Source organism: Arthrobacter sp. PsM3 (assembly GCF_030433895.1).
Lineage (GTDB): Bacteria > Actinomycetota > Actinomycetes > Actinomycetales > Micrococcaceae > Arthrobacter.
Genome location: NZ_JARUXE010000025.1, coordinates 30,581 through 56,387, shown reverse-complemented (window position 1 = coordinate 56,387; position 25,807 = coordinate 30,581). Strand labels below are relative to the sequence as shown.

The window sequence follows — 25,807 nt, the reverse complement described above, 5'->3', positions numbered from 1 at the left end:
CTTCTGGCCCTATTTTCGGCTGGCGTTAACAGGCCCAGCGCGGAAACCACCCTAGGCCTGCCGTGGACAGCGCTGTCAGCTGACGAAGGCCTTCATCCACGTCTTGAGGTCCTCGCCGAAATCCACGCGCTCCGAGGCGATCGAGATGACGGCCTTGATGTAGCTGAACTTGTCCCCGGTATCGTAGCGCCGACCCCCGAACACCACACCGTAGACTCCGCCGTCCTCTGCCTCTGAAGTGGCAAGGGTCTGCAGGGCGTCCGTCAGCTGGATCTCGCCGCCCCTGCCGGGCTCCGTCTGCTCCAGGACATCGAACACCACAGGATGAAGCACGTACCGGCCGATGACGGCAAGGTTGGAGGGCGCGTCCTCAACGGCCGGCTTTTCCACCAGGCTGTTCACGCGAACGTAGCCTTCACCCTCGATTGCAGAAATGTCCGCACAGCCGTAGGCACTGATTTGGGCCGGGTCCACCTCGATAAGCGCCACAACCGATCCCCCGGTCTTGGCCTGAACAGCCATCATGGTGGTCAGCAGCTCGTCACGCTCATCGATCAGGTCATCGCCCAACAGGACGGCGAAGGGCTCATCACCAACGTGCTGGCGGGCGCACAGGACCGCGTGGCCCAGGCCCTTCGCCTCGCCCTGGCGGACATAGTGGATGGGCCCCAAGTCGGAAGCATACTGGACGGCCTCCAGCTTCGCCGTGTCGCCCTTGAGCTCCAGCGTGCGCTCCAGCGCCGGTGCGCGGTCAAAGTGGTCCTCCAGCGCGCGTTTGTTGCGCCCTGTGATCATCAGCAGATCCGTGAGGCCCGCCCTCACCGCTTCTTCAACCACGTACTGGATGGCGGGTTCGTCCACCACCGGCAACATTTCCTTCGGCATTGCCTTGGTGGCGGGCAGGAACCGAGTTCCAAGTCCGGCAGCAGGAATGACGGCTTTTCTAACTGATTTCCCCAAAGTCATATCTGAACCATACAAATCGGTTGACCAAATCCGGAAATTCAAGGCCGCGACACGGCCGATGGGCAGCCCTGCCCATCGCACGGCCAGATTTTATCGGCAATACTTCTGGTTGCAGATTTAATCAGATATTGGGGGACAACTTGAACAACGACCAGCAGCCCGGCGTACCGCAGCAGCCGGAAAACAACGGGTGGCAGCAGCCCGGCCAGCCGCCCTACGGCGACCCTGCACAGGGCCCGTACGGCCAGCCGGGACCGGGACCGTTCGGCCAGGCCCCGCCCAAGGGCGGTATTCCTGCTTGGGGCTGGCTTGCCGGCGGCGTGGGTGTTGCTGCAGTCCTGGCCGTTGCTGGGGTCATGGTCCTCAACGGCCTCGGTCAGGGCAACGGGGGCGCAGCGGCACCGGCGCCCACCGAAAGCACCCGAAACCCGGAGTCCGCGAAACCCAGCGGCGGGGCCACCGCGGACGGGTCCCCGGCCGCGGCTTCCGGCGGCGACGACGTGTATCTCTTCCAGGATGCGGACTTCACCTCACCGCCGGTCTGGTCCGCGAAAATGCCTGACGGCTGGAAGATGTCCGGCGTCAAGGGCGGCACCATCACGTATCGCAGCAGTGAGAACCCGTGCATCTTCACCACCCACCAGGCCATCCTGCCGCCCCGGGAAGCCACCGTGGACGAGAAAGCAACCGCGGCCACGATGCAGGGCGAGATCGAGGGCGTCAAGAACCTGGCCGCCACCCCGGTGACAGTGGTGACCGACGCCGGGTCAACTTACACCAAACTGCGGACCTCGGCCGGCACCAAGATCGAACTGCAGGAGGCCGAACTGCGGTTCAAGAACAAGAGCAACACGGAGCTGGTGTACCGGATCGCTGTGCGTTCCATGCCCTCCGGAAACGGCCTGATGGAACTCAACCTCGCCTGCCCCGCCAGCCTGCCCACGGAGTCAGACCTCTGGACCGAACTGAAGGACAGCCTCACCATGGTGGACGATCCGGCGGCCTGATTTCAGCGGCCTTTGAACTCCGGGGTCCGCTTCTGCTGGAAAGCAAGGAAACCCTCGGCGTAGTCCGTGGTCTGGCAGAGGCGGGCCTGCTCGGCGTTCTCCTCTGCCATGGAGGCCCAGAGGCCCAGCCGCTGGTCCCGGATGTGCCCCACGAGCTCCTTGCTGGCCGTGAAGGCGGTGGTGGCGCCGGCGGCGGCCTTGGCCACGATGGCGCGGGTGTTCTCCAGCAGCTCAGCCGCGGGCATGGCCCGGCTGAACATCCCCTGGGCCACGGCGTCCGCGCCGCTCATGAGTTCGGCGGTGTAGATCAGGTCCAGGGTCCGGTGCATGCCGAGGCGTTCGGTGAAGTACCAGTGCCCGCCGGAATCGAGCGTGGCTCCGAGCTTGGCGAAGGGTGAGCCGAACTTGGCGTTCTCCGCCACGTAGACCACGTCGGTGGCCAGCAGCAGCCCCAGCCCCACGCCCAGGCAGGCCCCCTGCGCGGCCGCGAAGGTGGGGGCGGGGAACGCTGACATCTTCTGCAGCAGCGGCTGCAGGAGCCCGCCCAGGTACCCCTGGACGTCGTCCGTCTCCGGCGTGACCCCGGCGATGTCCCGTCCCGCGCAAAAAGCGCGCCCCTCCCCCCGGAGCAGCAGCGCCCGCACCTCACCGCGCGAGGCGGCGGCAGCGGCGTCGTCGTACGCCTGTGCTAAATCCTTGAGGGCCTGCCCGTCCAGCGAGTTGAGCTTGTGCGGGGCGTCGAGGACGATCTCGGCGACGCCGCCGGCGATGGAGAGGGAAATCATGGGGCTCCTGGGGTCGGGGCGGGAAGCGGGGGTTGGTGCCTTAGACGTCGAAGTCGACGGTGACTTCCGGCGTGGTGGGGTGGGACTGGCAGGTGAGCACGTAGCCCTTGTCCAGTTCGTCCTGCTCCAGCGCGTAATTCTCGTCCATGGTGACGGCCCCGGTGATGACTTTGGCGCGGCAGGTGCCGCAGACACCGCCGGCGCAGGCGAACGGCACGTCGGGGCGGACCCGCAGGGCCGCGTTCAGGATCGATTCGCGGGCGTGCGTGGGGCTGGCCACCTCGCCCTGGAGGCCGTCCAGTTTGAACGTGATCTTGTAGGTGGCCTGGGACTCGTCCACAATCACGGGACGGCCGGCGTTGCCCTCGGGGCGGTCCGGCTTGCCGGTGGTGAACAGTTCGAAGCGGATGTGGTCCGGGTTGACGCCGCGCTCGGCCAGCGTGTCCCGGCAGAGCTGGACGAGCTCGAACGGGCCGCAGAGGAACCACTCGTCGACGTCGTCCGCGTGGATGGCGGTCCCCAGCAGGGCCTGCAGCTTCTCCGCGTCGATCCGGCCGCTGAGCAGCGGGGCGATCCGCTGTTCGCGGGACAGCACGTGGTGCAGGGCCAGCCGGGCCGGGTACTTGTCCTTCAGGTCGGCCAGTTCCTCGAGGAACATCACGTCCATGGCGGCCTTGTTGGCGTAGACCAGGTCGAAGCGGGTTTCCGGGTGTGCGGCGAGCAGGGTGCGGGCAATTGCGATCACCGGGGTGATGCCGGAGCCGGCGGCGATCGCAACGAAGGAGCCGGGCTCCCCCGCGAGTTCGCCGGCCATGGCCTCCGGATGGTTCATGGAGTTCATCAGGTTCTGCTCTTTGCCGTCGCGGCCGTGCTTGGACACGAACGCGCCCATGGGGCTCATCACGTCCAGGACGTCTCCGGCTTTGAGCTCGGCGTTGGCCCAGGTGGAGAACTGTCCGCCGAGGTCCTTCTTGATGGCGACCCGGATCTCGCTGCTGCCGTCCGCGAAGCTCTGCGGTTCGGCGCAGATGGAGTAGCTGCGCCGGATTTCCTTCGGCTCGCCGTTCTCATCCGGCAGGGTGGTGCGCAGGGCGACGTACTGGCCCGGGAGGTAATCGAACTGGCCGGCGAGCTCGGCCGGAACGCCGAAGGTCACCTCGATGGCGTCATCGGTGAGCCGGCGTACCTCGTCCACGGTCAGCGGGTGGAAGGACGCGCGGCGGCGGCCGGTGGCTGCAGCCGTTTCAGCGGCGGTCTGGCGGACAATAGCCATGGGGCACCTGTTCCTTACAAAACTTTGAAGTAGTCGAACGGTTCCTTGCAGTCCTGGCAGACGTAGAGCGCCTTGCAGGAAGTGGAACCGAAGCGGGTGAGTTCCTTGGTGTTCAACGATGAACACTGCGGGCATTTGACGGCGAGGGACAGCCGGATGGGCCCGGCATGCCGGACGGCTTTTCCATCAACAGCAGTGTGGCCGGAGGGCGGCGCGATGCCGTATTCCTGCAGCTTGGCCTTGCCGGATTCCGTCATCCAGTCCGTGGTCCACGCCGGCGAGAGCACCAGTTCCACCCGGACGTGCGGGTAGCCGGCATCGTGGAACGCCGTGGTCAGGTCGTCCCGGATGGCATCCATCGCGGGGCAGCCGGAGTAGGTCGGCGTGATGGTGACCTGGACCGCGGGAACCGGCCCGCCGTCGTCGAACAGCTGGACATTCCGGAGAATGCCCAGGTCCGCAACGGTGAGGACCGGGATTTCCGGATCGCAGACCGTGGCCGCGATGTCCCAGGCCTTCTGCTCGGCCGTTTTGGTGTCCATCCCAGTCATGGTTACCAGCTTGCTCCGGGGTACTCGCGGGCGAGCACCTGCATTTCGGCGAGGAGGTAGCCGAGGTGTTCGGAGTGCAGTCCCCTGCGTCCGCCGCCGGGGGCCGGCTGGACCTTCGGAACCTCAAGCTCGGCTTCGGCCAGGACCTCGCCGGTGAGGCGGTCGAAGTCGGCGCGCAGGCTGGAGGGTTCGACGGCGGCGCCGAACGCGGTGAGGCGGCCGGTAAGCTCGTCGTCGCGGAACAGCTCGTCGACGTAGGGCCAGATGACCTTGAAGCCGTGGATCATCTTCGCCCGGGACTCGTCCGTGCCCTGGGCGAGGCGCAGCACCCACTGGGCGCTGTGGTCGCGGTGGTAATCCACTTCCTTGACGGCCTTGGCGGCGATGCCGGCCAGGGTGGCGTCGGTGGACTGCGTCAGCCGGCGGTAGAGCTCGAACTGGTAGTAGCTGACCACGAACTGCCGGGCGATGGTGACGGCGAAGTCGCCAACGGGGAGTTCGAAGATCTCCACGGAACGGAACTCGGGCTCGCGGCGGAAGTACGCCAGGTCATCCTCGCTCCGGCCATCGAGCCCGCCGGCGTAGCTGAGGAAGGACCGGGCGTGGCCCAGCTGGTCCAAAGCAATGTTGCCGAGGGCGATGTCCTCCTCAAGCTCGGGTGCGCGGGAGATCCAGTGGCCCAGGCGCTGGGCAAGGACCAGGGCGTCATCGCCCAGGCGCAGGGCGAACTCGGCGACGTCCTCGCTCGGCTTGGCGGTTCCGCGGCTGACGGCCAGGGCGATGTCCTCCGGACGGAGGGCGTTGCCGGGGGTGATGCGGGTGGCGCTGGCCGTGGCCTCGCCGCTGTTGCCGGAGCCTTTGACGCCGACGGAGATGTCCCCGTGGCCGCCGGTTTCTGCTGTGTCTGCGGGTGCCGGAGCTGCCGCGGTTTCAGGTGTGGTGCTCACAGGTGCTTCACGCCCTCGCTCTTGGTGTAATACGTGGCGTGCCGGTAGTCCTTGCCCTGGGGCGACTCGAAGAATGAGCCCTTGGCGTCCGGATCGCTGGAGGCGATGGCGTCGGCCGGGACAACCCAGATGGACACACCCTCGTTGCGGCGGGTGTAGAGGTCGCGGGCGTTGCGCAGGGCCATGGCGGCGTCCGGCGCGTGCAGGGAGCCGGCGTGGACGTGGGAGAGGCCGCGGCTGGAGCGGACAAATACTTCCCAGATGGGCCAGACGTTTCCTGCGTGCGGTTCGGGGGTTGTCATGCTGCGGATTCCTTCTCTGCTTGCTTGCGGCTCTGCTTTTCCGCGTAGGCGGCGGCGGCTTCGCGGACCCAGGTGCCCTCGTGGTGTGCTTCGCGGCGCCGTTCCAGGCGCTGGGCGTTGCAGGGGCCGCGGCCGGCGAGGACTTCGTGGAATTCATCCCAGTCCAGCGGGCCGTGCTCCCATTTCTTGGTCTCTTCGTTGAAGCGGATGTCCTTGTCCGGGAGGGTGAGCTCCAGGACCTTGACCTGCTCCATCATCATGCCGACGAAGCGGTTGCGCAGCTCGTCGTTGCTGAAGCGCTTGATGTTCCAGGCCATGGACTGCTTGGAGTTGGGCGAGTCGTCATCCGGCGGGCCGAACATCATCAGTGCCGGGGCGTACCAGCGGTTCACCGCGTCCTGGGCCATCTGCTTCTGCTCGGGGGTGCCGTGGGAGAGTTCCAGCAGGATCTCAAAGCCCTGGCGCTGGTGGAAGGACTCTTCCTTGCAGACGCGGACCATGGCGCGGCCGTAGGGGCCGAACGAGGCGCGGCAGAGCGGCACCTGGTTGGCGATGGCGGCGCCGTCGACCATCCAGCCGATGGCACCCATGTCCGCCCAGGTGCGGGCCGGGTAGTTGAAGATGGAGGAGTACTTGGCCTTGCCGTCCATCAGGTCCTGCATCATCTGGTCGCGCGGCTGGCCGAGGGTCTCGGCGGCGGAGTACAGGTACAGGCCGTGGCCGGCCTCGTCCTGGACCTTGGCCATCAGGATGGCCTTGCGCTTCAGGCTGGGGGCGCGGGAGATCCAGTTGGCTTCCGGCTGCATGCCGATGATCTCCGAGTGGGCGTGCTGGGAGATCTGGCGCAGCAGGGTTTTGCGGTAGGCCGCGGGCATCCAGTCGCGGGGTTCGATCCGCGAGTCATCCGCCATGACTTTGTCGAAGTATGCCTGGCCTTCAGCGTCACGCCGGGCCGCATCTTCGAGGCTCTGTTCGTGCCGTGCCGCTGTTGGCTCTCCGGGCACTGACTGCAGGGTCTGCGCTGCCATGGTTGCTCCTATGCATTTCCGATAAATAATTACCGACCGTTCGTTCAGGATATGCGGAAGGCGGGAGATGCGTCAAGCACCCGGGCAGTTCCCTTTGGGGTGTTCACCGGGATTCGCCGCCCTCCCCATGTTAAGTTGGAGCCTCCGGGTCGCGACGACCCGCCCCTCCCCCGAAAGGGCCTCCCCGTGGAAACGCCCCACCCCGTCCGGATCCTGACGGTCTGCACCGGCAACATCTGCCGCTCCCCGGTGGCCGAGCGGCTGCTGCAAGCCGGCCTGGACCAGGTGCGGCCGGGTGCTTTTGTGGTGCGCAGCGCCGGCACGCGGGCCATGGTGGGCGATCCGGTCCAGCCGCCCTCAGCGGAGATCATCCGGACCTACGGCGGGACACCCGAGGATTTCGCCGCCCGGCTGCTGACCCCCAGGATTCTCAGGGAGACCGACCTGGTGCTGGCCATGACCGCCAAACACCGCGGCGACGTCATGCAGATGGACGCCTCCCTGCTGAAGCGGACCTTCACCATCCGCGAATTCGCCCGGATGCTGCAGGTCCTGGAGCAGCGCGACGCGACGCCCGCCGCCGTCGACCTTCCGGCGTTCTGGCGGGAACTGCCCGCCCGGGCGGCCTCCGTGCGGCACCTGGCGCTGGCCGCCGAGGCCGCCGACAACGACGTGGTGGACCCGTACCGGCGCGGGCAGGAGTTCTACAGCCAGATGGAAGACGAGCTGGCCCCGGCCATCCTCACCATCCTGCGGTTCGCCCGCCAGCACAGCTGACCTTTTTTGCCCTGCGCCGCCGGCATCTTTTGAGCGGTGGCGGTGGTAGTGTCCGGCCATGGGAACGTCGCCGGAACCAGAAGAAGCAGCCGCAGGCCCAACCGCGGCACCGGGCGGAATGCACCGCCGCCGAACCATTGCCCTCGCCGTCATAGCCGGGCTGGTGGTCCTGGCGGTCGCCGCCGCGGCCTTCCTGCTGAACCGGCCGCGCACCGAAACCTCGGCCCCGGTGGAAACCTCCGCCCCGGCACCGGAAACAACACCGGCCACCCCGGAACCCAGCCCCACCCCGACGCCAGCTCCGGCCACGGAACCGCCGCCCGCCGCGCTGAACATCCTGCTCATCGGCAGCGACAGCCGGGTCAACGAGCGGGCCGCCGCCGCCTCCGGCGCAGCGTCCGACCAGCGCGGGGACGCCCTGGTCTTCATCCATCTCCCGGCGGACCGCCAGAGCGTCTACGGCATCTCCATCATGCGCGACCTGTGGGTGGACATCCCCGGCCACGGCGCGGCCAAGGTCAACGCCGGGCTGGAGCTCGGCGGCGTGCCGCTGATGACCCAGACCGTGGAGGCCCTGCTGGGCCAGCACATCGACCACACCGTGATGCTGGACTTCCAGGGCTTCGCCGCCATGACCGATGCCCTCGGCGGGGTGGACGTTGACATCAAGCAGGCGTTTCAGGGCACCGTTGACGACTTCGTGTACTTTCCGGCCGGCGTGAACCGGCTCAACGGGCTGCAGGCGCTGGCCTTTGTCCGCGAGCGCCACGCCTTCGCCGACGGCGACTACCAGCGGGTCCGGAACCAGCAGACCTTCCTCAAGGCCATGATGGCCAAGCTGGCGGCCGAAGGCGGACTGCAGGACCGGAACACCGTGAAGCAGCTGGTGTCCACCGTCCTCCCCCACGTCACGGTGTCCCCGGGACTGAACGTGGAGACCCTGGAACACCTCGCCTTCAGCCTGCGCAGCACAGCGCCTGGCAACGCCGTGTTCTTCACGCTGCCCACCGCCGGCGTGGGGACCAGCTGGGACGGCCAGTCAATCGTCCTGCAGGACCCCGCCGCCACTGCCGCCGTGTCCGCCGCGCTGTCCTCCGGGACCCTGGCCGACTACATCGCCGCCCACGGGCTGCAGAACGGGAACTGACTTCCGGACGGTGCGCACGCTCCTGTCCGGCTGCTGTTTCTGCTTCTGTTTCTTAGGGAATGCCCAAGAATGGGGCAACGCTGACCCAAGATTTACCGGACGGCAGAGGGTCTTCAGGATGCCGGGACATTCTTAGGCCAATTCCAAGATGCACATTGGGGCGGAATAAAGGTCCGCTGTCCAGTATTGGAGTCAAGCCCAATACTGAACAGCGAACGGAGATGCAAGTGACTGCACTGATCCAGGAACGGTTAGAGAGCGACTACCTGTTGGTCCTTCCGCAACAGAAGAAGCAGGCCGGGACGGACCGGGCGACCATCGCCTGCGTCATTCCCGCCTACAACGAAGAGGACACCATTGCGGAGGTTCTCCAGGCCCTGCTCAAACAGTCCCGCCTGCCCGATGTCATCCACGTGGTGGTCAACAACTCCACCGATGAGACCTTTTTCGTTGCCCGGGAATTCGCCGGACCTCACGAGCACGTTTATCAGGACACGACCTACCGGACCGAAGTTTTCATCCACGACATCGGGTCCAACTCGGATAAAAAAGTCGGCGCTTTGAATTACGGGTTTGCCCAGGTCTGCGACGACTATGACTACTTCCTCGGAGTGGACGGCGACACCGTAGCCGACCGGCATGCAGTGGAGCATCTGGAAGAGGAAATCCTCAGTGATCCCCGGATCGGCGGCATCTCCGCCATCTACACCGTCGCCGAGCCCCAGACGCGGGGATTCACCGCGAAATTCCTGACCGCCGGCCAGCGCGCCCAGTTTGCCGCCTTCAACATGGACAACCTTCTGCGGGGCCGGAACATGGCCGTTTTGGGCGGCCAGTGCTCCCTGTTGTCGATGGAGGCACTGAAGAACGTCATGGTGGATAACCGGCAGTCCACGCCGTGGGTCAAGGACTCCGAAGTGGAGGATTCGCTGCTTTCCCTGCAGATCAAAAACATCGGCTATGCCACCAAAATTTCAGCCCGCGCCCGTGCGTCGGTTGGCGGCATGGATACCCTGCGCGCCCTGGATGGCCAGCAGGTCAAGTGGAATTACGGCGCGATCGACCTGATGTGGCCCGGGCAGCGCAGCAACACCCCGGGGCAGCCTTTCCACCCGAACCTGCGGCTGCGGTGGAGCGAGAACGCCTCGATGGTCATCAACATCCTGACCCGCGTCTCCTTCATCATGCTTCTGGCAGCTTCGCTGAGCATCCATGCGTGGGTCTTTTACCCGGTGTGGTTGATTCCCCCGGTTGTCGCCGTGATTCTGAACCTTCGGATTGCCCTGTCCATCAAGGGGAAATCCGGCCGGGACATCGCCTTCGCGTTGCTGGCGGTGCCGGCGGAAATTTACCTGTGGCTGCGCATGGGCCATTTTGTGCGGGCGTGGGGGAAGTTCTTCACCAGCGCCCAGACGGATAACTGGGCTGCCCAGGCACGGGCCGAGCGGGGGGCCGGCAGCGCGTATTTGATGCCCGCTGTCGTATTCCTGGTGGTCGGTTTGGGCATGATCTACGCCTGGTTGCAGCTTCCCGTCGGAGTGCAGTCCGGCATCCTGTCGGTCGGCTGGCCCGTCCTGTACATCACCACCATGGTGCAGACCACGTTTATGCTCCGCAAGACCCTCCGCGGCCACCAGGGATTCCACGTATGAGCGCCGCAACGCACCGGCCGGGCCGGCAGGAATCACGGCAGGACTCCGCTGTTGCTCCTTCCCCGTCCAGGAAACGCCGCCGGCTCCCGGCGGCAGTTCTTCCCGCCCTGGTTCTTGGGACGGTTCTGGCTGTCTCCGGCTGTTCTGTTCCGGGGATGCCGGGCCCCACCGGGGCCCCCGCAGTGCAGCAGGTCGCCGTGGTTGAAACCCCGAGCCCCGCGGCGGGCACCAGCGCGTCACAGGCCGCGGCCGGCAATGAAGCACCGGCCCCGGCGGCCTCAGCGGCACCGACAGCCCCCGCGGCCCCCGTCTGGGTTCCGGTTGCCGGGGATCTGAGCCACGGAACCGTCACCCATACCCTGGGTGCTGCCGCCCATAACCTGATTGTGAATTACTGGATGACCGACGACGCCGCCGCGCTGAGCCCGAATGATGCCCCCATCATCCGCCTCAGCGCCCACATTGACGGCTCCCCGGACGGAAACGCCATCAAGGTCACCAGGTTCAATGCCCGGGTGGACGCGCTCGGAACCGTGCTGGCCAACGACCAGGGTGACTTCGCCGTCCAGCCGCCGTTCTCCTACTCCTCCGGCGTGGTGGTCCCGGCCAATCCCACCGCGCACAGCACCCAGGTCCTGTTCACATTTGACTTGCTCACCGAAACAGCGCCGGGCACCGGGATCTACACCCGTCAAACGGTTCTGGACACCGTCACCATCGGCTACGCCGTGCCAGGCACCGCGGCACGGAACTGACGCGGGGGGATCCGATGAACGAGCCCTTGACGGCGGTGGTGATCGAAGATGACCCTGACGTCAGCGAACTCCTCACCGGGCTGCTGCGGGAGTGCGGCTTCGCCGTCCACGCCGCGGCCACGGGCGCGGACGGCGTGCAGGCGGCCCGGATGCATGATCCGGACCTCATCACAACGGACCTGCACCTGCCCGGCATGAACGGCCTGGAAGCCATCCGGCGGATCCGCGAGTTCAGTGATGCCTACGTCCTCATCGTCAGCACCAGCAACGACCAAAATGACGTGTTCATGGGGCTGGATGCCGGCGCTGATGACTACATCACCCAGCCTTTCCGGCCCCTCATCCTGCAGGCCAGGGTGGAAGCCCTGCAACGGCGGCCACGGAAAAGCCCCTGCAGCCTGAGACCGTTCGAGGCGCCGGGTACCGACTGACAACCGTGTCATGGGCCTCAGCCGCCGTGGCCGGAACCGCAGACAGGCCGCGACCAATGGAAGGACACACAATCATGGACTCCTATGTGCGGGTCCTCGCAGGAACTCCAGCCCGGGAAGAAATCCGCCGGCCGCTGGAGGGCCCCGCCCCGACTCCCTCTCCCGGGGCGCGTTCGGTGGCACCGGCACGGCGCCAGGAACGCCGCTACCGGCGCGCCGGCCGTGCGGCGTCCATCCCGGCATGGCTTCTGAGCGCAGCCATGATCCTGACCGGAGCCCACGGCCCGGCATCACCCGATCATGGCACCGGGCCTGTTGCCGCCGCGGATCCGGTCCGGCCCGCCGAGCAGGCGCTTCGGGAATCAGCCGCGGCGTTCCTGCTGCACTGGGTGGATGAGGACGGGCGGGTGGTACGGCGGGACCAAGGCAACGATACGGTCAGCGAGGGGCAGGCCTACGGTTTGCTCATTTCCGCAGCCGTGGGTGACGAGCGGAGCTTTCAGAAGATCTGGACGTGGACCCGGGACCACCTGATGCGCGAGGACGGGCTCCTTTCCTGGCACTGGTCCGACGGGGCGGTCAAGGACCCGGCCCCTGCCAGTGATGCCGACCTGGACACAGCCCGGGCGCTGGTGCGGGCAGGCACCCTCTTCGGCCGTCCGGACCTGACTGCGGAAGGAAACCGGCTGGCTGGCCGTGTCATGGACAAGCTCACCGCAGAGACAGTGCATGGACGTATTCTCTTGCCCGGCCTTTGGGCCCGGCAGGGGCCCGCCCTCCCCTACAACCCCTCCTACGCCTCCCCTGCGGCTTTCGACATCCTGGGCGCGAGCACCGGCGACGCACGCTGGAGCGAACTTTCCACCGGCACCTCCAGGGTGACAGCCTCGCTCCTGGCCGCCGGTCCCCTGCTGCCGGACTGGGCGCGCATCCGGGCCGACGGGTCCGCGCAGCCCGTAACCGGGCCCGCCGGCACCGACGGGCCCGGCCTGTACAGCTACGACGCCGCCAGGGTGCCGGTGCGTTTCAGCGAATCGTGCCTCCCCGCGGATGTGGCTGTGGCGGCGCACAGCGCCACCGCGCTGGGCACCGGTACTGCGCTGGGCACCGGCCGGCAAGCGACATCCCTGGATCTCTCCGGTACACGGATGGCCGGGGAGGAACATCCCGTGTTTTACGTGGCCCGGGCTGCCGCCCGCGCAGCGGCCGGCGACCGTCCCGGAGCACGGGCTGACCTGGGCCGGGCCGAAACGCTCAACAGCATCCATCCCACCTACTACGGCACTGCCTGGATTGCCCTTGGACGGATCCTGCTGGATTCGCGGGTTCTTGGCGGCTGCCCCAAGCTGTCCTCCTAAAAGCAGCGCAGCGCCACCCGATCCCCTGCCCGGGTTGAACGTGTCGGCAGGCGTCGGACCGGGACGATCCCCGGGCCGGACGCTGATAGCCTGACCCTGGATCAGTGAGGGCGGCGAGCCGCCGCCTATGCAGGGGGAACCGTGACAATACAACCGGTGGCCGACGCCGCCACGACCAGCGCCGTCGTTGCGGACCCCGACCGGAAAAGGCTCGCCAGAACCACATCCACCTTGGAGAGCGCCGGATTTTCCGTTGCCTCCACCCCTGATGAGGGTGAGCTGCTGCGGCTCCTTGCCCGCGGACATCCGAGTGTCCTGATTGTGCACATGGCCTTCAGCCGCGCCGTGCCGGCAGGAACGGCAGCCGCTGATGCGTCAGGTTCAATCACCGGTGCGGCACCCCAGGAGGAGGAACCCGGCATTCCTGTGCTGTTCCTGGTTGACGAAGATCATGACTTGAGCCCGGACGTGCTCGAAATGCTCAGCGTCTCCGACTACGTCCGGACCTCTGCCCGTGCCGATGAACTGATCCACCGCGTGCAGAACCTCATCCGCCGCGGGCAACGACGCAGCGAGGTCCGGGGGAACTCCGAACGGCTGCGGCAGCGCCTCCGCGGCGTTTCCGCGGCTATCCGCGCAACCAACGACCCAAGAAACATGTCCGAGCAGTTCGTGCAGGGATTCGGGGAAACCTTCGACGCCGACCACGTCTGGTTCACCACCTTCGACGACGAACGGGTGCCGCTGATCACGGCACAGTGGAATCGGTACGGCCTGGCCCAGCTGCCGCCGCGCCTCGGAGCCCATGAACCTGCCGCCAGACGGGCAGCCAACAGGTTCTGGACTGAATCCGCCCTGTTGACCGTGGATGACCATCTCCACTACCGGCCGTCCCCGGAGGATGGTGAACTCCTGGACTGGATGGAAGCCATGGGTGCCCGCGCCTCTGCTGTGGTCCCGGTCGGAGAAGGCGAAGCAGCCTTCGGTATCTTGTGGATCGTCAACGCCCACGAACCCCGGCTGTGGACCGTCGCCGAGACCGCGCTGATCCGCCATGTGGCGGGCAATCTCGCCTACGGCCTGATCCAAGGGCATCTGATCAATGCCCAGCAGCTGGTCCTCAAACGGCTCCACCAGCTCGATCAGGCGAAGACGGACTTCCTCGCCATGGTCAACCACGAGTTGCGAACGCCCCTGACCTCGATCACCGCCTACTTGGACATGATTCATGACGGTGAGGGCGGTCCCGTGCCGCCCGGTATCGAAGAGATGCTGACCGTCATCGAGCAGAATTCGGACCGTCTGCGCGGCCTCATCGAGGACATGCTGAGCTTCGCTCGGCACGACAACAGCGACGATTCCCGGAAAGCTCCCGTCAATATCGGACACCTGCTGCGCATGGTAACGGCCGTGCTCCGTCCCATGTCCACTGCCCGGGACATCCACATCACGCTGGACCACGCCGGCGAGGATCTTGTAGTTGGCGCCAACGAAGCGCAATTGGAACGGGTGTTTACGAATCTGGTGTCCAACGCCATTAAGTTTACCCCCCGCGGGGGGCATGTCAGCATTACCGCGCAAAAATGCGGTTCCGAAGATCAGGCAGCCGAATTGCGGGTGGAAGTGGCGGATGACGGCATTGGAATTCCCGAACATGACATCCCGCAAGTGTTCCAGCGCTTTTTCCGCGCATCCAACGCCTCAGCGGCTGCGGTACCGGGAACAGGGCTGGGACTGGCGATCGTCCATGACATCATCACCCGGCACAACGGCAGTATCGCTGTCGCATCCGCTCTGGGACGCGGGACAACCTTCTCGGTGCGCCTACCCCTCGACAGCAATCGGGCGGCTCCCGGCAGGACGGAGCCCTTTCAGGAAGCGGTGGCGCCCGGGGTCATCCGGTAACCCACGCCCCGCACTGTCTCCAGCCACCGTGGCAGCCGGGGGTTGTCCCCCAACTTACGCCGGAGGTTCGCTACATGAACCTCAACGACTTTCTCATCAGCTTCACTAACGTAGGAACCCGTCCCGTACTCTTCATAGTGAAGCCGCCGTGCGAGGTCGGCCTTGCTCCTGACAATGCGGCCGCCCTCCAATAGCGCCTCCAGCAAATCAAATTCGGTGCGCGTCAAGACCACCTCAACCCCGGCAACTTCGGTGGTGCGGGTCGAAGGGTCCAGCCGCAGGCCGTTGTGGTCCCACACCCGCCTGGGGGCGGTATCGTGGGCCGTCGGCGCTCCCCTCAAAGACGCTTCAGGCATCAGGGGTCCCCGGGACGCCGGCACCGGCACTGGCGCTTCCACCAGTACCCTCTCCGCGGAAGCAGGTTTCGCCGCTTCCAGTCCCCTAGGGCGACGCAACAGGGCGGCAACCCGGGCCCGGAGCTCACGGGGCCGGAAGGGCTTAGTCAGGTAGTCATCGGCACCGGCTTCCAGCCCCTGCAGGGTATCGAGCTCCTCGGTCAGGGCTGTCAGCATAATGATGTAGGTGTCACTGAACAGGCGAATACGCCGGGCCACCTCAAAACCGTCGATGTCAGGCAACCCCAGGTCCAACGTCACGATATGAGGCCCGTACCGGGCCACCGCATCCACGCCTTCAACCCCGGTGCTGCACTCATGGACGGTGAAGCCCGACGCAGTCAGAATCGACCGGAGGGCCCCCCGGATATCCTTGTCATCTTCAATAACCACTGCCACGCGCGAAATATCTACCACATTCCCACCCCAGCAAATCGTTGAAGGTAACGCTAACAGGTTAGTGTCACTGGAATGTCACGATTTCGCGCACCATTGGCATAATGTCGGCCAAGGAATTCCTGCATGGACGGTTAGATGCCCCGACCCTTAAATGCCCCGGCCCGATTCCTGGCATTCCGGCAAGCGTACGCCCTCCGGCCCGCCGCTGGGCGGGGGCTGTGGGTGGCGGAATACCCCCGTGGCGAACGTGGGCGCCAGGCGACGGTTGTCTCTATATATTGGGGAGCATGACTGACACTCCCGCCACTGGTGGCCCTTCCGGCGCGATCGAAAAATCCGCTGCACCCGTTGCCAAGAAGATCCCCGCTCTCCGCACGCACCACGGCGACGCCTTCGAGGACAACTACGAGTGGCTGCGGAACAAGGAATCCGCCGAGGTGGTGGACCTGCTCAAGGCCGAGAACGCCTACCAGGAGGCGGTGACCGCGCACCAGGAGCCGCTGCGCGAGGCCATCTTCCAGGAGATCAAGGCCCGCACCCAGGAGACGGACCTCTCCGTTCCCAACCGCAAGGACGGCTGGTGGTACTACACCCGCTCCGTGGAGGGCAAGGAATACGGTATCCAGTGCCGGGTCCAGGCCCGGGACACTGGTGACCGCGTCGCCGACTGGACTCCCCCTGCCGTCGAGGTCGGCGTCGAGATCCCGGGCGAGGAAATCCTGCTGGACTGCAACGTCGAGGCCGAGGGCAAGCCGTTCTTCGCCGTCGGCGGGGCCGCCGTGACCATCGACGGGAACCTCTACGCCTACGCCGTGGACAACGCCGGCGACGAGCGCTTCACGCTGCGGATCAAGGACCTGCGCACCGGGGAGCTCCTGCCCGACGTGATCGAGAACGTCTTCTATGGCATCTCCTTCTCCCCCGACGGCACCCGGATCTTCTACACCGTGGTGGACGACGCGTGGCGGCCCTACCAGGTCAAGGCCCACGTGCTCGGCACGCCCGTCGCGGATGACGAGGTCATTTACCAGGAGGACGACGTCGCCATGTGGCTGGGCTTCGAGCTCTCCGCCGACCGGCGCCACCTGGTGCTGAGCATCGGCTGCTCGGAATTCAGCGAGACCCGGCTGCTGCGCTTCGACGCGCTCGACGCCGGACTGTCCACCGTGATCTCCCGGGACGAACGCATCCTTTACGAGGCCGAGCCGTTCCTGCTGGCGGACGTCTCCGGGACGCCGGCCGAGTCGATCCTCCTGACCCACAACAGGGAGGCCATCAACTCCATGGTCTCCCTCGTGGACCCGGCCGAGCTCGCCAAGCCGCTCGCCGAGCAGCACTGGACCACCGTCGTCGAGCACTCCGACGAGGTGCGGGTCAACGGCGCCGGCGTCACCTCGACGCACCTGGTGGTCTCCATCCGCAAGGACACGATCGAGCGGGTGCAGGTCCTGCCGCTGGCCGGGCTGGGCACGCCGGAGCAGGGCGCGCCGGTGGAGCCCGCCTTCGAGGAGGAGCTTTACACCGCGGGGGTGGCCGGCTCCGACTACGAGGCCCCCGTGATCCGGATGGGCTACACCTCCTACTTCACGCCGTCCCGGGTCTATGACTTTGTGCTGCCCACCGCGGAACAGCCCGCCGGCGAGCTGCTGCAGCGCAAGGAAAGCCCGGTGCTCGGCGGCTACTCCGCCGCGGACTACGTCGCCACCCGCGAATGGGCGGTGGCGTCCGACGGGACCCGCATCCCGCTCTCCGTGCTGCGCCACGCCTCCGTCAAGCAGGATTCGACGGCGGCCGGCCTGGTGTACGGCTACGGCTCCTACGAGATGAGCATGGATCCCAGCTTCGGGATCCCCCGGCTGTCCCTGCTGGACCGCGGCATCGTGTTCGTGATCGCCCACATCCGCGGCGGCGGGGAACTGGGCCGGCACTGGTACGACACCGGCAAGAAGCTGCAGAAAAAGAACACCTTCACGGACTTCATCGCGGCCACCGACTGGCTGGCGGAGTCCGGCTGGGTGGACCCGGCACGGATCGCGGCCATGGGCGGCTCGGCCGGCGGCCTGCTGATGGGCGCCGTCGCCAACCTGGCCCCGGAGAAATACGCGGCGATCGTTGCCGCCGTCCCGTTCGTGGACGCCCTGACCACCATCCTGGACCCCAACCTGCCGCTTTCGGCGCTGGAGTGGGAGGAATGGGGCAACCCGATCACCGACCGCGACGTGTACGAGTACATGAAGTCCTACACGCCGTACGAGAACGTCCGTGCGGTGGCGTATCCCAAGATCGCCGCGGTGACCTCGTTCAATGACACGCGGGTTCTCTACGTGGAGCCCGCCAAATGGGTGCAGCGGCTGCGCGAACTCAACACCGGCAGCGAGCCGATCGTGATGAAGATCGAGATGGAGGGCGGCCACGGCGGCGCCTCCGGCCGCTACGTGCAGTGGAAGGAACGGGCCTGGGACTACGCCTTCGTTGCCGACTCCCTGGACGCCACGGAACTGCTGCCGGGGGCCGGGGTTAAGTAGCTCGGGGGCTGGGGGCTCGCCCCTATCGATTTGCCTTTGTGGGCATCTCAGGCTTTATGTGTACCGCCAAGGGAGAGCGTGCCGAGGCCAGCGGGATCGGCCAGTAAAGGTGCGAAGGCCAGCTCTGCGGCTCCGATCATCATCAGGTGTGAACCCAAGGCTGCCCGGTATATCGTCACCTCGCTGGCGGGGCCCTCAAGAGCCTGAGACAGGAGTAGATCGTCTAGTGTTCGGGGGGAAAGCGCGTAAAGAACACCCAGAAATCCATCGAGAATTATCGCCTCGGGGTTGAAGATGTTCACCGCGTTGCGCAAGGCTACTGCCAGGTACCCTAGCTGCCGTGTCACTTCGACCGCCACGTCCGGGTTACTGCTATTTTGCAGGACCTGTTCCAGCTGGGACACATCGCCGCCTGCGAGCCCGGCTAGTTTGAAGAGCCTCGACTGTGTGACCTCGGTCTCCAGGCAACCCGTGGCGCCGCAGTGACAGGTAATCCCTGACGTGCGAACAAAGGTATGTCCTAATTCCCCCGCATACCCCGAGACGCCACCCAGGAGTCCACCTTCGGAGATCACGCCGCCGCCGATGCCACTGGCTCCACCATTGAGGTAGACCAAGTCTTGCCGTCCGGCGCCCGCACCGAAGATGAGTTCGGCTTCTGCAGCCAGGGAAGCATCGTTGGCGGCCGCGCAGGGGTAGCCACTGGCCTCACTCAGCATCGCGGCGATGGGTTCATTTCGCCAGCCCAAATGCGGGGCGTGCCGAACCACGCCCTCGGCCCGGTGCACCAAGCCCGGTACAGCTACACCGATCCCTGTAATGCGGTAGGAGGTATCGAGTTCCGAAAGCATCCCTTCGATAACCGCAGCCGCGATGCTGACGGCCTCCGCGGCCGTGGGAATCCGTTTCGTGCCAAATCGAACCTGCTTTTGGACTGTTCCGCCGAGACTCACCAGCCCGACTGTCACGGCGTCGATCTCCGGATTCACGGCAAGTGCCGCTGTCCACTGGCTGGGGCGCACCTCCGGACTAGGCCTGCCCACCCGGGCCTCCCCGGACGGTGCGGACTCGTAAACAAGGCCCAATGCAACGAGTTGTCCGATCAGGGTGGCCACCGTGGAGCGGTTCAGCCCGGTGCGCCTAGTCAACTGTGCCCGGCTAAGGACGCCGTGGTGATGGACCAACGTTGTGATCACGGACAGGTTGTTCCGTCTGGAAGGATCCTGCTCGCTGGACGGCGCTAGTGGCTCTGGGAGTAACGGCGGCGTGGCGGACCGTTGGGTCGGGGAGGGCATCTTCGGGAGAATATCAGTTACCGAGCGCGATGCGGCCGAGGAAGCTGTCACAGAACTCACGTGCGCGGTCCAACCGGTCCCCCAAGCTCTCGTTCCGCGTCCAGGCGACCGTCCTTGCCGGGCGCAATGGACCGGCGATCCAAAACGCCCGGCAAAGGCGGCTTCGTTCCCAACATCATTTTGTGCTCACTTTGATGCTTATCCGAGCGACCGCCGAATCCACTCGGAGCCGTTCGGACTTGATTCTCCGCCTCTCGGCGAGACGGCTATAGGTGAAGCAGGTCCGTGGACTCAGTGTTGAGCTGAGTGCGTCAGCGCTGAGGCCGCGTATTCGGCCAAGCTGGCGAGGGTATGCCGGTCCGAGGGCCAGTCGCTGAGCGCCTCCTTCACGACCGGGATGGACTCCTCGCTGAGAGCCGTTGCCCGAGCTGCGCTCAGAACCTGATCGAGGCTGACGCGTTCACCCCGCTCTGACGATTGCACGGCTGCCTCTACCATCGCCAAACTGAGAATGTTTCCATGAACCTCGCCCGAAGGAAGTATCCCGGAGCGGAGTGAGCTAACGAATTCGGCTAGCGAGCCAGCGATTTCCTCAGGCGACGCAGTGTCACCGTTGGGGGGCAAGAAACTATCGTCCTGTCCCTGATCTACCAGCTCGAAGGAGGCCTCGTTCTCGCCATCCCACCTGGCGGTGCCGTGTGCGCCGCTTATGCGCCAGCTCCCGTTCCATGAAGTTTCATGTCCGGCACTGCACCAGCTGCCAGTGAAGACGAAACGGGCCCCATTGCTAAACTCAAAAACTGCCGTCGTGGCGGCGTCCCCGGCATACCAGCTCCACGAAGGGTTGTATTCCTCGCAGTAAACTGAAACGGGCTCCTGGCCAAGCAGATAGCGTGCGACGTCGAAGGCGTGAATGGCCATGTCGATCAAGAGAACATGTTCCATTTCTTCGCGGAAACCACCGAAGTGCGGAGCCTTGAAGAACTCAGTGGTCACTATGCCAACCTCGCCCAGCGAGGACAGGTTATTCTTCAAAGCCGCCAAAGTGCGGTAGTAGCGGCGACTTTGGCTGATCATCAGCAGCTGTCCGGTCACTTCCGAAGCGGCGACCAGCGACAAACCCTGACTGACGGTCGGTGCGACGGGCTTCTCACACAGCACGGGCAGACCGCCGAAGAGCGCCTCCATGTTGGTTGGGTGATGAGCTGCGGGGACAGTCACGTTGACCACGGCCTGGGCTCCCGTGGCTCTGGCGAGGTCAGTGAGGTTCGTTCCAGTCGGGACATGGTCCAGCCCCGCTTCGTGCAGCGCGGCCTCAGCCGCGGACAGATTGAGGTCGACGAGTCCGACCAACTCGACATCTGCGGAGGCAGTGAGCACAGATATCCATTTCTTGCCCATAAGCCCAGCGCCGATGAGAATTACTCGGATAGGGGAACTCGTGTCGCTAAGTGTGGCAAAGGGGCTCAATTCTGCATCGCTCCCCGGTAGTCGTGGCCGTTGTAGAAATCTTCGGTTTCGTAGCGAAGTAGTTGAGGACTTGTGCGCTCGGGACGCTCGGTCGCGGCCCATTCGACTCCGTTGGCAATTACTCGTCGGACGTCCTTATGAAAGTAGACGGGGTAGTCCTGGTCCCCGGGGCTGAAGAAGAAGATTTTTCCATACCCGCGCCGGAACGTGCAGCCACTGCGGAACACTTCCCCCCCGGAGAAGGTACTTAGGAAAACAAGTTCATCGGGGGCAGGTATATCGAAGAACTCTCCATACATTTCCTGCTCAGGGATGATGAATGGGTGGGGAATTCCTTTCGCGATGGGGTGGGTGGGGTCCACGGTCCAGACGATCTCGCGGTCCCGCTCGGAGCGCCAGCGAAGGGTGCAGCTGGTGCCCATGAGTTTTCCAAAGATCTTGGACCAGTGGGCAGAATGCAGCACGATCAGGCCCATGCCGGCAAGGACGTGGGAGTGAACCCGATCCACGACTTCATCGGAAACCTCGGCGTGTGCAGCATGACCCCACCAGACCAGAACATCGGTGTTCGTCAAAAGGTCTTCGGTGAGTCCATGCTCGGGGTCATCGAGGGTAACCGTCCTCACCTGCGCACGCTCGCCGAGGTTCTCCTCGATGCCCTGGCGGATGGTGTTGTGCATCCCTTCCGGGTATATCGCAGCGACCTCCGGCTCAAGCTGCTCGTGGCGGTTTTCTCCCCAGACGACGACCCTGAGCGGTCCATTGGCGGTAAAATCAGACATTAAATTCCTATCTGGTTAGCGAATGAGTAGAGAATATTGTGCGGACCATTACAGCGTTCGTATGGTCAACCGGCTATTTGACTGCGCCCCCAGTTGCTCCAGCAGCAATGTACTTCTGGGCTATCAAGAGGAGCACAATCGCGGGAAGCGATGAGAGGACCGCGGTGGCCATCACAGCGCTCCAGTTCGATACTTCCGATCCTAAGTACTGGTAAATTCCCAAAGTCACCGGTCGCACGTCCTGGGTGGTCGTGAGTGTTAGCGCGAATAGAAAGTCACTCCAGGAAAAGAGGAAGGAGAACAGTCCCGCGGTAATGATCGAATTGCGACTAATTGGCAGCACGATCGAGAAGAACGCCCGCACCAGGCCCGCCCCATCCACTCTGGCCGCTTCAACCAGCGAGGGCGGGATGCCGATCATGAACGCTCGCAGGATGAGGATCGCGAACGGGATCGCATGCGTGGCATCCGCGAGGATGAGACCAGGAATCGAATTCAGGAGCCCCAGGTCGTTGTAGGCAGCGTAAAGCGCATTTGCGATCACAATTCCCGGGATCATTTGCGAGATCAAAATGGCGAGGAGTGCGGCATTGATCCAACGGAACCTGAACTGCGCCAGGGCATAGGCAGCCGGAGCCGCGATCGCAAGGCTGAAGACAACGGTTCCGGCAGAAACGACCAGGCTCGTGATGAGGTTCTTGCCCTGCTGGGAGATGGCCGTCTCATAGCCGGCGAAGCTGGGATTAGTGGGGAAGATCCCAGCAGTCAGAGTATTCCCTGAGGGCTGGAGCGAAGCGTTGATCATCCAGTAGATCGGGAAGAGCATGATAGCCAGGAAAAGTATTCCGATGACAGAGAATACCCAGGTCGGGACTGTTCGCCGTCGCTTTGGCGCTGGCCTCGGGGAACTGGTACGAACCACAGTTGGTGCCGTAATCGTCATAGCTGCATCCCCTATTCGTCGACGGCACGCCGGTTGGCGCGTAGATAGATGAGAGCGAAAAGGAGCGAGATGACTATGAGTATGTTGCTGTACGCAGCACCCACCCCGAAGTCGAAGTCAATGAAGGACTTTTGGTAGGAACGTACTGCCAGAGTCTGGGTCGCGTTGGCAGGGCCGCCGTTCGTCAAACCCAGAATGATATCCAGAACCTTGATCGTGTAAACAACCCCCAAAACCAGAACTACGCTGACCACCGGTCGAAGGCTCGGCCAGGTGATGTGCCGAAACGCTTTCCATCCAGTTGCTCCGTCGAGAGCCGCCGCTTCGTACAGCTCTTCGGGAATGTCCTGCAATCCCCCGTACAGAATCGTGACGTTGAAGGGAATACCGACCCAGATGTTGACAATAATGACTGCAGTGAGCGCAACGGCTGGACTCGTGAGCCACGGGATCGGCTCCTGTATCAGGCCCAGGGCTTCAAGAAATCTGTTGAGAATTCCGCTGTCCTGGTCCAAGATGGATCGCCACGTTGCACTACCCACGATGAGCGGAAGCAACCACGGCAAGAGCAGCATTGAACGCAGGAAATTGCTCAGCGGAAACCGTCGCCGGAAAAACGATGCCAACGCCAGCCCGATGACGAATTGTCCTGCAATTGATCCGATGGTGAACAGTGCTGTGTTGGCTAGCGCCGGAACAAACAGGTTGCTTCCAAATACCGCGACGTAATTCTGGAAGCCGACCCAGGGGGCTTCCCCCGTAAAGAAAGTTCGGGTGGTGTACTCCTGCATGCTCATGGTGATGTTCTTCACCACGGGATAGCCGAAAAACAATAGAAGAAAGACGGCCGCTGGGACAACGAAGAGGACCTTGGCGACGTTCTCTTCAGAGAACCGTTTCCTGGCAGACAGGGTGGCCTTGGGGGGGCGCAACTGTGGAGATTGACGAGAGGAACGCTCAATTGTTGACATTTTTTGCTGGCCCTTCCGGCTCCATTGTTGACACACCCTGCCTGCTGGCGGAGGACGAATCAGCCCGCAGCGGCCTTAGAGAAGGCTTCATCAACGGAAGCACCACCGGTGAGTGCGAGTTGGACGGCCGTATAGATGGTGGTCGCTGCCTTCGGCCAATCCTTACCGAGCTTGCCTGTCCGGGACCTGGCGTCTTCCACCTGCTTGGTGAACGCCGCCATGGTCGGGACCTCCGAGACGTACTTCTGGTGCAGACCGTTCTGTGTGGGCACGGTGTTACGCGCCTTCCCGAGGGCCATCTGGCTATCCTCGGTTCCGGTGCACGCCACGAACTCCGCGGCCTTCGCCTGCTTTGCCTTGTCACCCGTTCTGGGGACAGTCCAAACCATGCCGCCAAGCGGCGCGGTAGGTGTCTGTCCGGGCTTGTTCACGGGGATCTGAACCGTATTCCACTTGACACCCGGGACCTTAGCCAACGCCGGAATCTGCCAAGGGCCGTTGATCATCATGGCTGCCTTGCCTGCCACGAACTGGTCCTTAACATCCGCCTGGTTCCAGTTGATGACGCTCTTCGAAGCGGAGCCGCTCTGGACCAGATCAACGTAGAGCTGCAACGCGCCTTTGACTTCAGGGCTGTCCAGCTTGGTCTCGTCCCCGCCGTTCGTCCACATGAAGGGCAGGAACTGCCATGCGCCTTCGTAAGTGGCAGCGGCCGAGAAGGCCAGGCCATACTGATCTCCCGTGGTGAGCTTAGCGGCTGCCGCTTTCAGCTCGTCCCAGGTCTTCGGCGGGGTAATACCAGCAGCAGCGAGAACGTCAGCGTTGTAGAAGAGGCCGAGGGTGTCAGCAGGAAGGGGAAGACCGTAGACCTGACCATCCTGTGTGACGGCGTCCAGGCTGTTCCCTGCGAACGCTGACATGTCCACTTTGTAGTCACTGAGCGGGGAGAGAGCGCCGGTCGCGGCAACGTCTTTCACTTCGGGATTGTCAAGCATTAGGACGTCAGGAAGCGTCTTGGAGGATGAACGCTGAAGGACGGTCTGCATCCGATCCTTGCCTGGCACGGTTGTCCGCTCAATGGTGACGCCGACTTTGGCCGCGCACTTGTCGATCGAGGCCTGGAGGATCCCCTTGTCTGGATCGTTGTTGTAGCTGTCCAAGACAGTAAGGGACTTCACGTCTCCGCCAGAGGCCGGGGCCGCTCCACCGCCGGCGCATGCTGTGAACGTAAGCGGTGCAATGGCGGCCATCGCCAGAATGACCGTCACTCTTCTTTTATTGTTCATTATCAAAAAGCTCCCTTGCTTCGTGATGTGACTAGCGGATCTCGACGTTCGACGTCGGGTATCAACCAGCCCAATCTGCGCCAATGCGGATGACTAGATGCGCCAGACACAGCTGCTATATGTCGTGCACCACAACATATTCGCACGATATGTCGTGCGTCACAACATATAGCCCTAAATTCTTTTGCCGGTGGCGGCAGCCAGGGTGGAAGACCGAACCGGGCATCCGCCCCGACGTTGCGTTTTCGTTGGGCTATGCCCCCACTCAGGCCTCCGCTGAGCACTCCGGCCGCTCGGCCCAGTCCAGCGCGAGCCCGGGCGGGGGTGGGGCTGACCAAGGCAGAGTTGCCTCCCTGTCGGGGGCATTTTGCGCAGCGGAAATGGTCACGGAAGGGTTTGCGTGGGTTGAGGAAGCCGGTCGGAACAGACCCCGCACGGAGATACGGACCAGTGCCTATTTTCTTGTTGTTCACTTCGTTATAGCGCCAGCGGCTCACATTCGAGCTACCATTCACCACAAGAGGCCGCTATGAAACCCCTGCACCCCACAAAACAGAATGGCCCGGCCGATTCCTTGCGTGGAATCGACCGGGCCATACGTTGCTTGCTAGAGGCTCAACCTATTGGCTGCTCAACGCGCGGTGCCTCTTGGCTGCTCGATGTGCGCTGCGAAGGGGAAAATGGCCGGCAGCACCGCAAGCGTGCTGAGGCTCGTCCAGACCTGGGGGCGTTGGCGGGATCGAGGGCCATGAGGACCACGATGAGAACAATGGCGGCAAGGACAGCGATGTTGAGCCACGGGTGCAGCCATATCTTGAGCTTGAGTCCATCCCGCTCAGCAGCGGTCATGCGGTTCC

Annotated in this window: 22 protein-coding genes and 2 pseudogenes; 9 read left to right on the top strand and 15 right to left on the bottom strand. The window is 64.3% G+C overall.

Annotated elements, in window-relative coordinates; genetic code table 11:
• Positions 1-75: 75 nt before the first annotated feature.
• Positions 76-966, bottom strand: coding sequence for a UTP--glucose-1-phosphate uridylyltransferase GalU (galU, locus tag QCD75_RS14195; RefSeq protein ID WP_301229649.1), 891 nt, complete (start codon positions 964-966; stop codon positions 76-78).
• 128 nt (positions 967-1,094) lie between these two features.
• Here galU and QCD75_RS14190 point away from each other — a divergent pair, with 128 nt between their 5' ends.
• A complete protein-coding gene (locus tag QCD75_RS14190) occupies positions 1,095-1,973 on the top strand; it encodes a hypothetical protein (protein WP_301229647.1) in 879 nt (292 codons plus the stop codon).
• A 2-nt stretch (positions 1,974-1,975) separates the two neighbouring features.
• On the opposite strand, the gene QCD75_RS14185 is transcribed toward QCD75_RS14190, so the two are convergent.
• From QCD75_RS14185 to paaA, 6 genes are read right to left on the bottom strand one after another with little or no spacing between them, the layout of a single operon-like run.
• Positions 1,976-2,758, bottom strand: coding sequence for an enoyl-CoA hydratase/isomerase family protein (locus QCD75_RS14185; RefSeq protein WP_301229645.1), 783 nt, complete (start codon positions 2,756-2,758; stop codon positions 1,976-1,978).
• Between the two features lie 40 nt (positions 2,759-2,798).
• On the bottom strand, positions 2,799-4,031 hold the full coding sequence (gene paaE / locus QCD75_RS14180; protein ID WP_301229643.1) for a 1,2-phenylacetyl-CoA epoxidase subunit PaaE: 1,233 nt from the start codon (positions 4,029-4,031) through the stop codon (positions 2,799-2,801).
• Between the two features lie 14 nt (positions 4,032-4,045).
• Complete coding sequence (paaD, locus tag QCD75_RS14175; RefSeq protein ID WP_301229641.1) at positions 4,046-4,582, bottom strand: 1,2-phenylacetyl-CoA epoxidase subunit PaaD; 537 nt, start codon at positions 4,580-4,582, stop codon at positions 4,046-4,048.
• A gap of 2 nt (positions 4,583-4,584) precedes the next feature.
• The gene (gene paaC, locus QCD75_RS14170; RefSeq protein WP_301229639.1) at positions 4,585-5,529 is read right to left on the bottom strand and encodes a 1,2-phenylacetyl-CoA epoxidase subunit PaaC; all 945 of its coding nucleotides are present in this window, start codon (positions 5,527-5,529) and stop codon (positions 4,585-4,587) included.
• A complete protein-coding gene (gene paaB, locus QCD75_RS14165; protein ID WP_024367847.1) occupies positions 5,526-5,831 on the bottom strand; it encodes a 1,2-phenylacetyl-CoA epoxidase subunit PaaB in 306 nt (101 codons plus the stop codon). The genes paaC and paaB overlap by 4 nt, the downstream gene beginning before the upstream one ends.
• Complete coding sequence (gene paaA / locus QCD75_RS14160; RefSeq protein ID WP_301229636.1) at positions 5,828-6,859, bottom strand: 1,2-phenylacetyl-CoA epoxidase subunit PaaA; 1,032 nt, start codon at positions 6,857-6,859, stop codon at positions 5,828-5,830. Before paaA ends, paaB begins: the two co-directional genes overlap by 4 nt.
• 186 nt (positions 6,860-7,045) lie before the next feature.
• Between paaA and QCD75_RS14155 the strand changes: the two genes are divergently transcribed.
• The 7 genes and pseudogenes from QCD75_RS14155 (at position 7,046) to QCD75_RS14125 (ending at position 14,884) form a co-directional block, all read left to right on the top strand.
• A complete protein-coding gene (locus tag QCD75_RS14155; protein ID WP_301229634.1) occupies positions 7,046-7,636 on the top strand; it encodes an arsenate reductase/protein-tyrosine-phosphatase family protein in 591 nt (196 codons plus the stop codon).
• A gap of 58 nt (positions 7,637-7,694) precedes the next feature.
• On the top strand, positions 7,695-8,783 hold the full coding sequence (locus tag QCD75_RS14150) for an LCP family protein (protein ID WP_301229632.1): 1,089 nt from the start codon (positions 7,695-7,697) through the stop codon (positions 8,781-8,783).
• Positions 8,784-9,004: 221 nt separating this feature from the next.
• Positions 9,005-10,435: a glycosyltransferase family 2 protein gene (locus tag QCD75_RS14145; RefSeq protein ID WP_441005492.1), complete on the top strand. Its 1,431-nt coding sequence runs from the start codon at positions 9,005-9,007 to the stop codon at positions 10,433-10,435.
• The gene (locus QCD75_RS14140) at positions 10,432-11,190 is read left to right on the top strand and encodes a hypothetical protein (RefSeq protein ID WP_301229628.1); all 759 of its coding nucleotides are present in this window, start codon (positions 10,432-10,434) and stop codon (positions 11,188-11,190) included. Before QCD75_RS14145 ends, QCD75_RS14140 begins: the two co-directional genes overlap by 4 nt.
• 14 nt (positions 11,191-11,204) lie before the next feature.
• Positions 11,205-11,576: pseudogene (locus tag QCD75_RS14135) on the top strand (response regulator transcription factor); the annotation flags it as partial.
• Between the two features lie 101 nt (positions 11,577-11,677).
• A complete protein-coding gene (locus QCD75_RS14130; RefSeq protein ID WP_301229624.1) occupies positions 11,678-12,979 on the top strand; it encodes a glycosyl hydrolase family 8 in 1,302 nt (433 codons plus the stop codon).
• A 141-nt stretch (positions 12,980-13,120) separates the two neighbouring features.
• A complete protein-coding gene (locus QCD75_RS14125; RefSeq protein WP_301229622.1) occupies positions 13,121-14,884 on the top strand; it encodes an ATP-binding protein in 1,764 nt (587 codons plus the stop codon).
• On the opposite strand, the gene QCD75_RS14120 is transcribed toward QCD75_RS14125, so the two are convergent.
• Positions 14,851-15,678 carry a response regulator transcription factor gene (locus QCD75_RS14120; protein WP_301229620.1) on the bottom strand — a complete coding sequence of 276 codons (828 nt, stop codon included), beginning with the start codon at positions 15,676-15,678 and terminating at the stop codon, positions 14,851-14,853. The two genes, QCD75_RS14125 and QCD75_RS14120, sit on opposite strands and share 34 nt — an antisense overlap.
• A 287-nt stretch (positions 15,679-15,965) precedes the next feature.
• Here QCD75_RS14120 and QCD75_RS14115 point away from each other — a divergent pair, with 287 nt between their 5' ends.
• Positions 15,966-18,203 (top strand): S9 family peptidase, encoded by a 2,238-nt coding sequence (locus tag QCD75_RS14115; RefSeq protein WP_301229618.1) that lies wholly within the window; start codon positions 15,966-15,968, stop codon positions 18,201-18,203.
• 47 nt (positions 18,204-18,250) lie between these two features.
• On the opposite strand, the gene QCD75_RS14110 is transcribed toward QCD75_RS14115, so the two are convergent.
• The 7 genes and pseudogenes from QCD75_RS14110 to QCD75_RS14085 form a co-directional block, all read right to left on the bottom strand.
• Positions 18,251-19,192, bottom strand: a complete 942-nt coding sequence (locus tag QCD75_RS14110; RefSeq protein WP_301229616.1) for an ROK family protein — start codon at positions 19,190-19,192, stop codon at positions 18,251-18,253.
• A 93-nt stretch (positions 19,193-19,285) separates the two neighbouring features.
• Positions 19,286-19,498 (bottom strand): annotated as a pseudogene (locus QCD75_RS22225) (transcriptional regulator); the annotation flags it as partial.
• 291 nt (positions 19,499-19,789) lie between these two features.
• The gene (locus tag QCD75_RS14105; RefSeq protein ID WP_441005491.1) at positions 19,790-20,968 is read right to left on the bottom strand and encodes a Gfo/Idh/MocA family protein; all 1,179 of its coding nucleotides are present in this window, start codon (positions 20,966-20,968) and stop codon (positions 19,790-19,792) included.
• Complete coding sequence (locus QCD75_RS14100) at positions 20,965-21,750, bottom strand: ThuA domain-containing protein (RefSeq protein ID WP_301229612.1); 786 nt, start codon at positions 21,748-21,750, stop codon at positions 20,965-20,967. The genes QCD75_RS14105 and QCD75_RS14100 overlap by 4 nt, the downstream gene beginning before the upstream one ends.
• A gap of 73 nt (positions 21,751-21,823) precedes the next feature.
• The gene (locus tag QCD75_RS14095) at positions 21,824-22,693 is read right to left on the bottom strand and encodes a carbohydrate ABC transporter permease (RefSeq protein ID WP_441005490.1); all 870 of its coding nucleotides are present in this window, start codon (positions 22,691-22,693) and stop codon (positions 21,824-21,826) included.
• Positions 22,694-22,704: 11 nt separating this feature from the next.
• Positions 22,705-23,664: a carbohydrate ABC transporter permease gene (locus tag QCD75_RS14090; RefSeq protein WP_301229608.1), complete on the bottom strand. Its 960-nt coding sequence runs from the start codon at positions 23,662-23,664 to the stop codon at positions 22,705-22,707.
• A gap of 59 nt (positions 23,665-23,723) precedes the next feature.
• Complete coding sequence (locus QCD75_RS14085) at positions 23,724-24,950, bottom strand: sugar ABC transporter substrate-binding protein (protein WP_301229606.1); 1,227 nt, start codon at positions 24,948-24,950, stop codon at positions 23,724-23,726.
• Positions 24,951-25,807 lie beyond the last annotated feature (857 nt).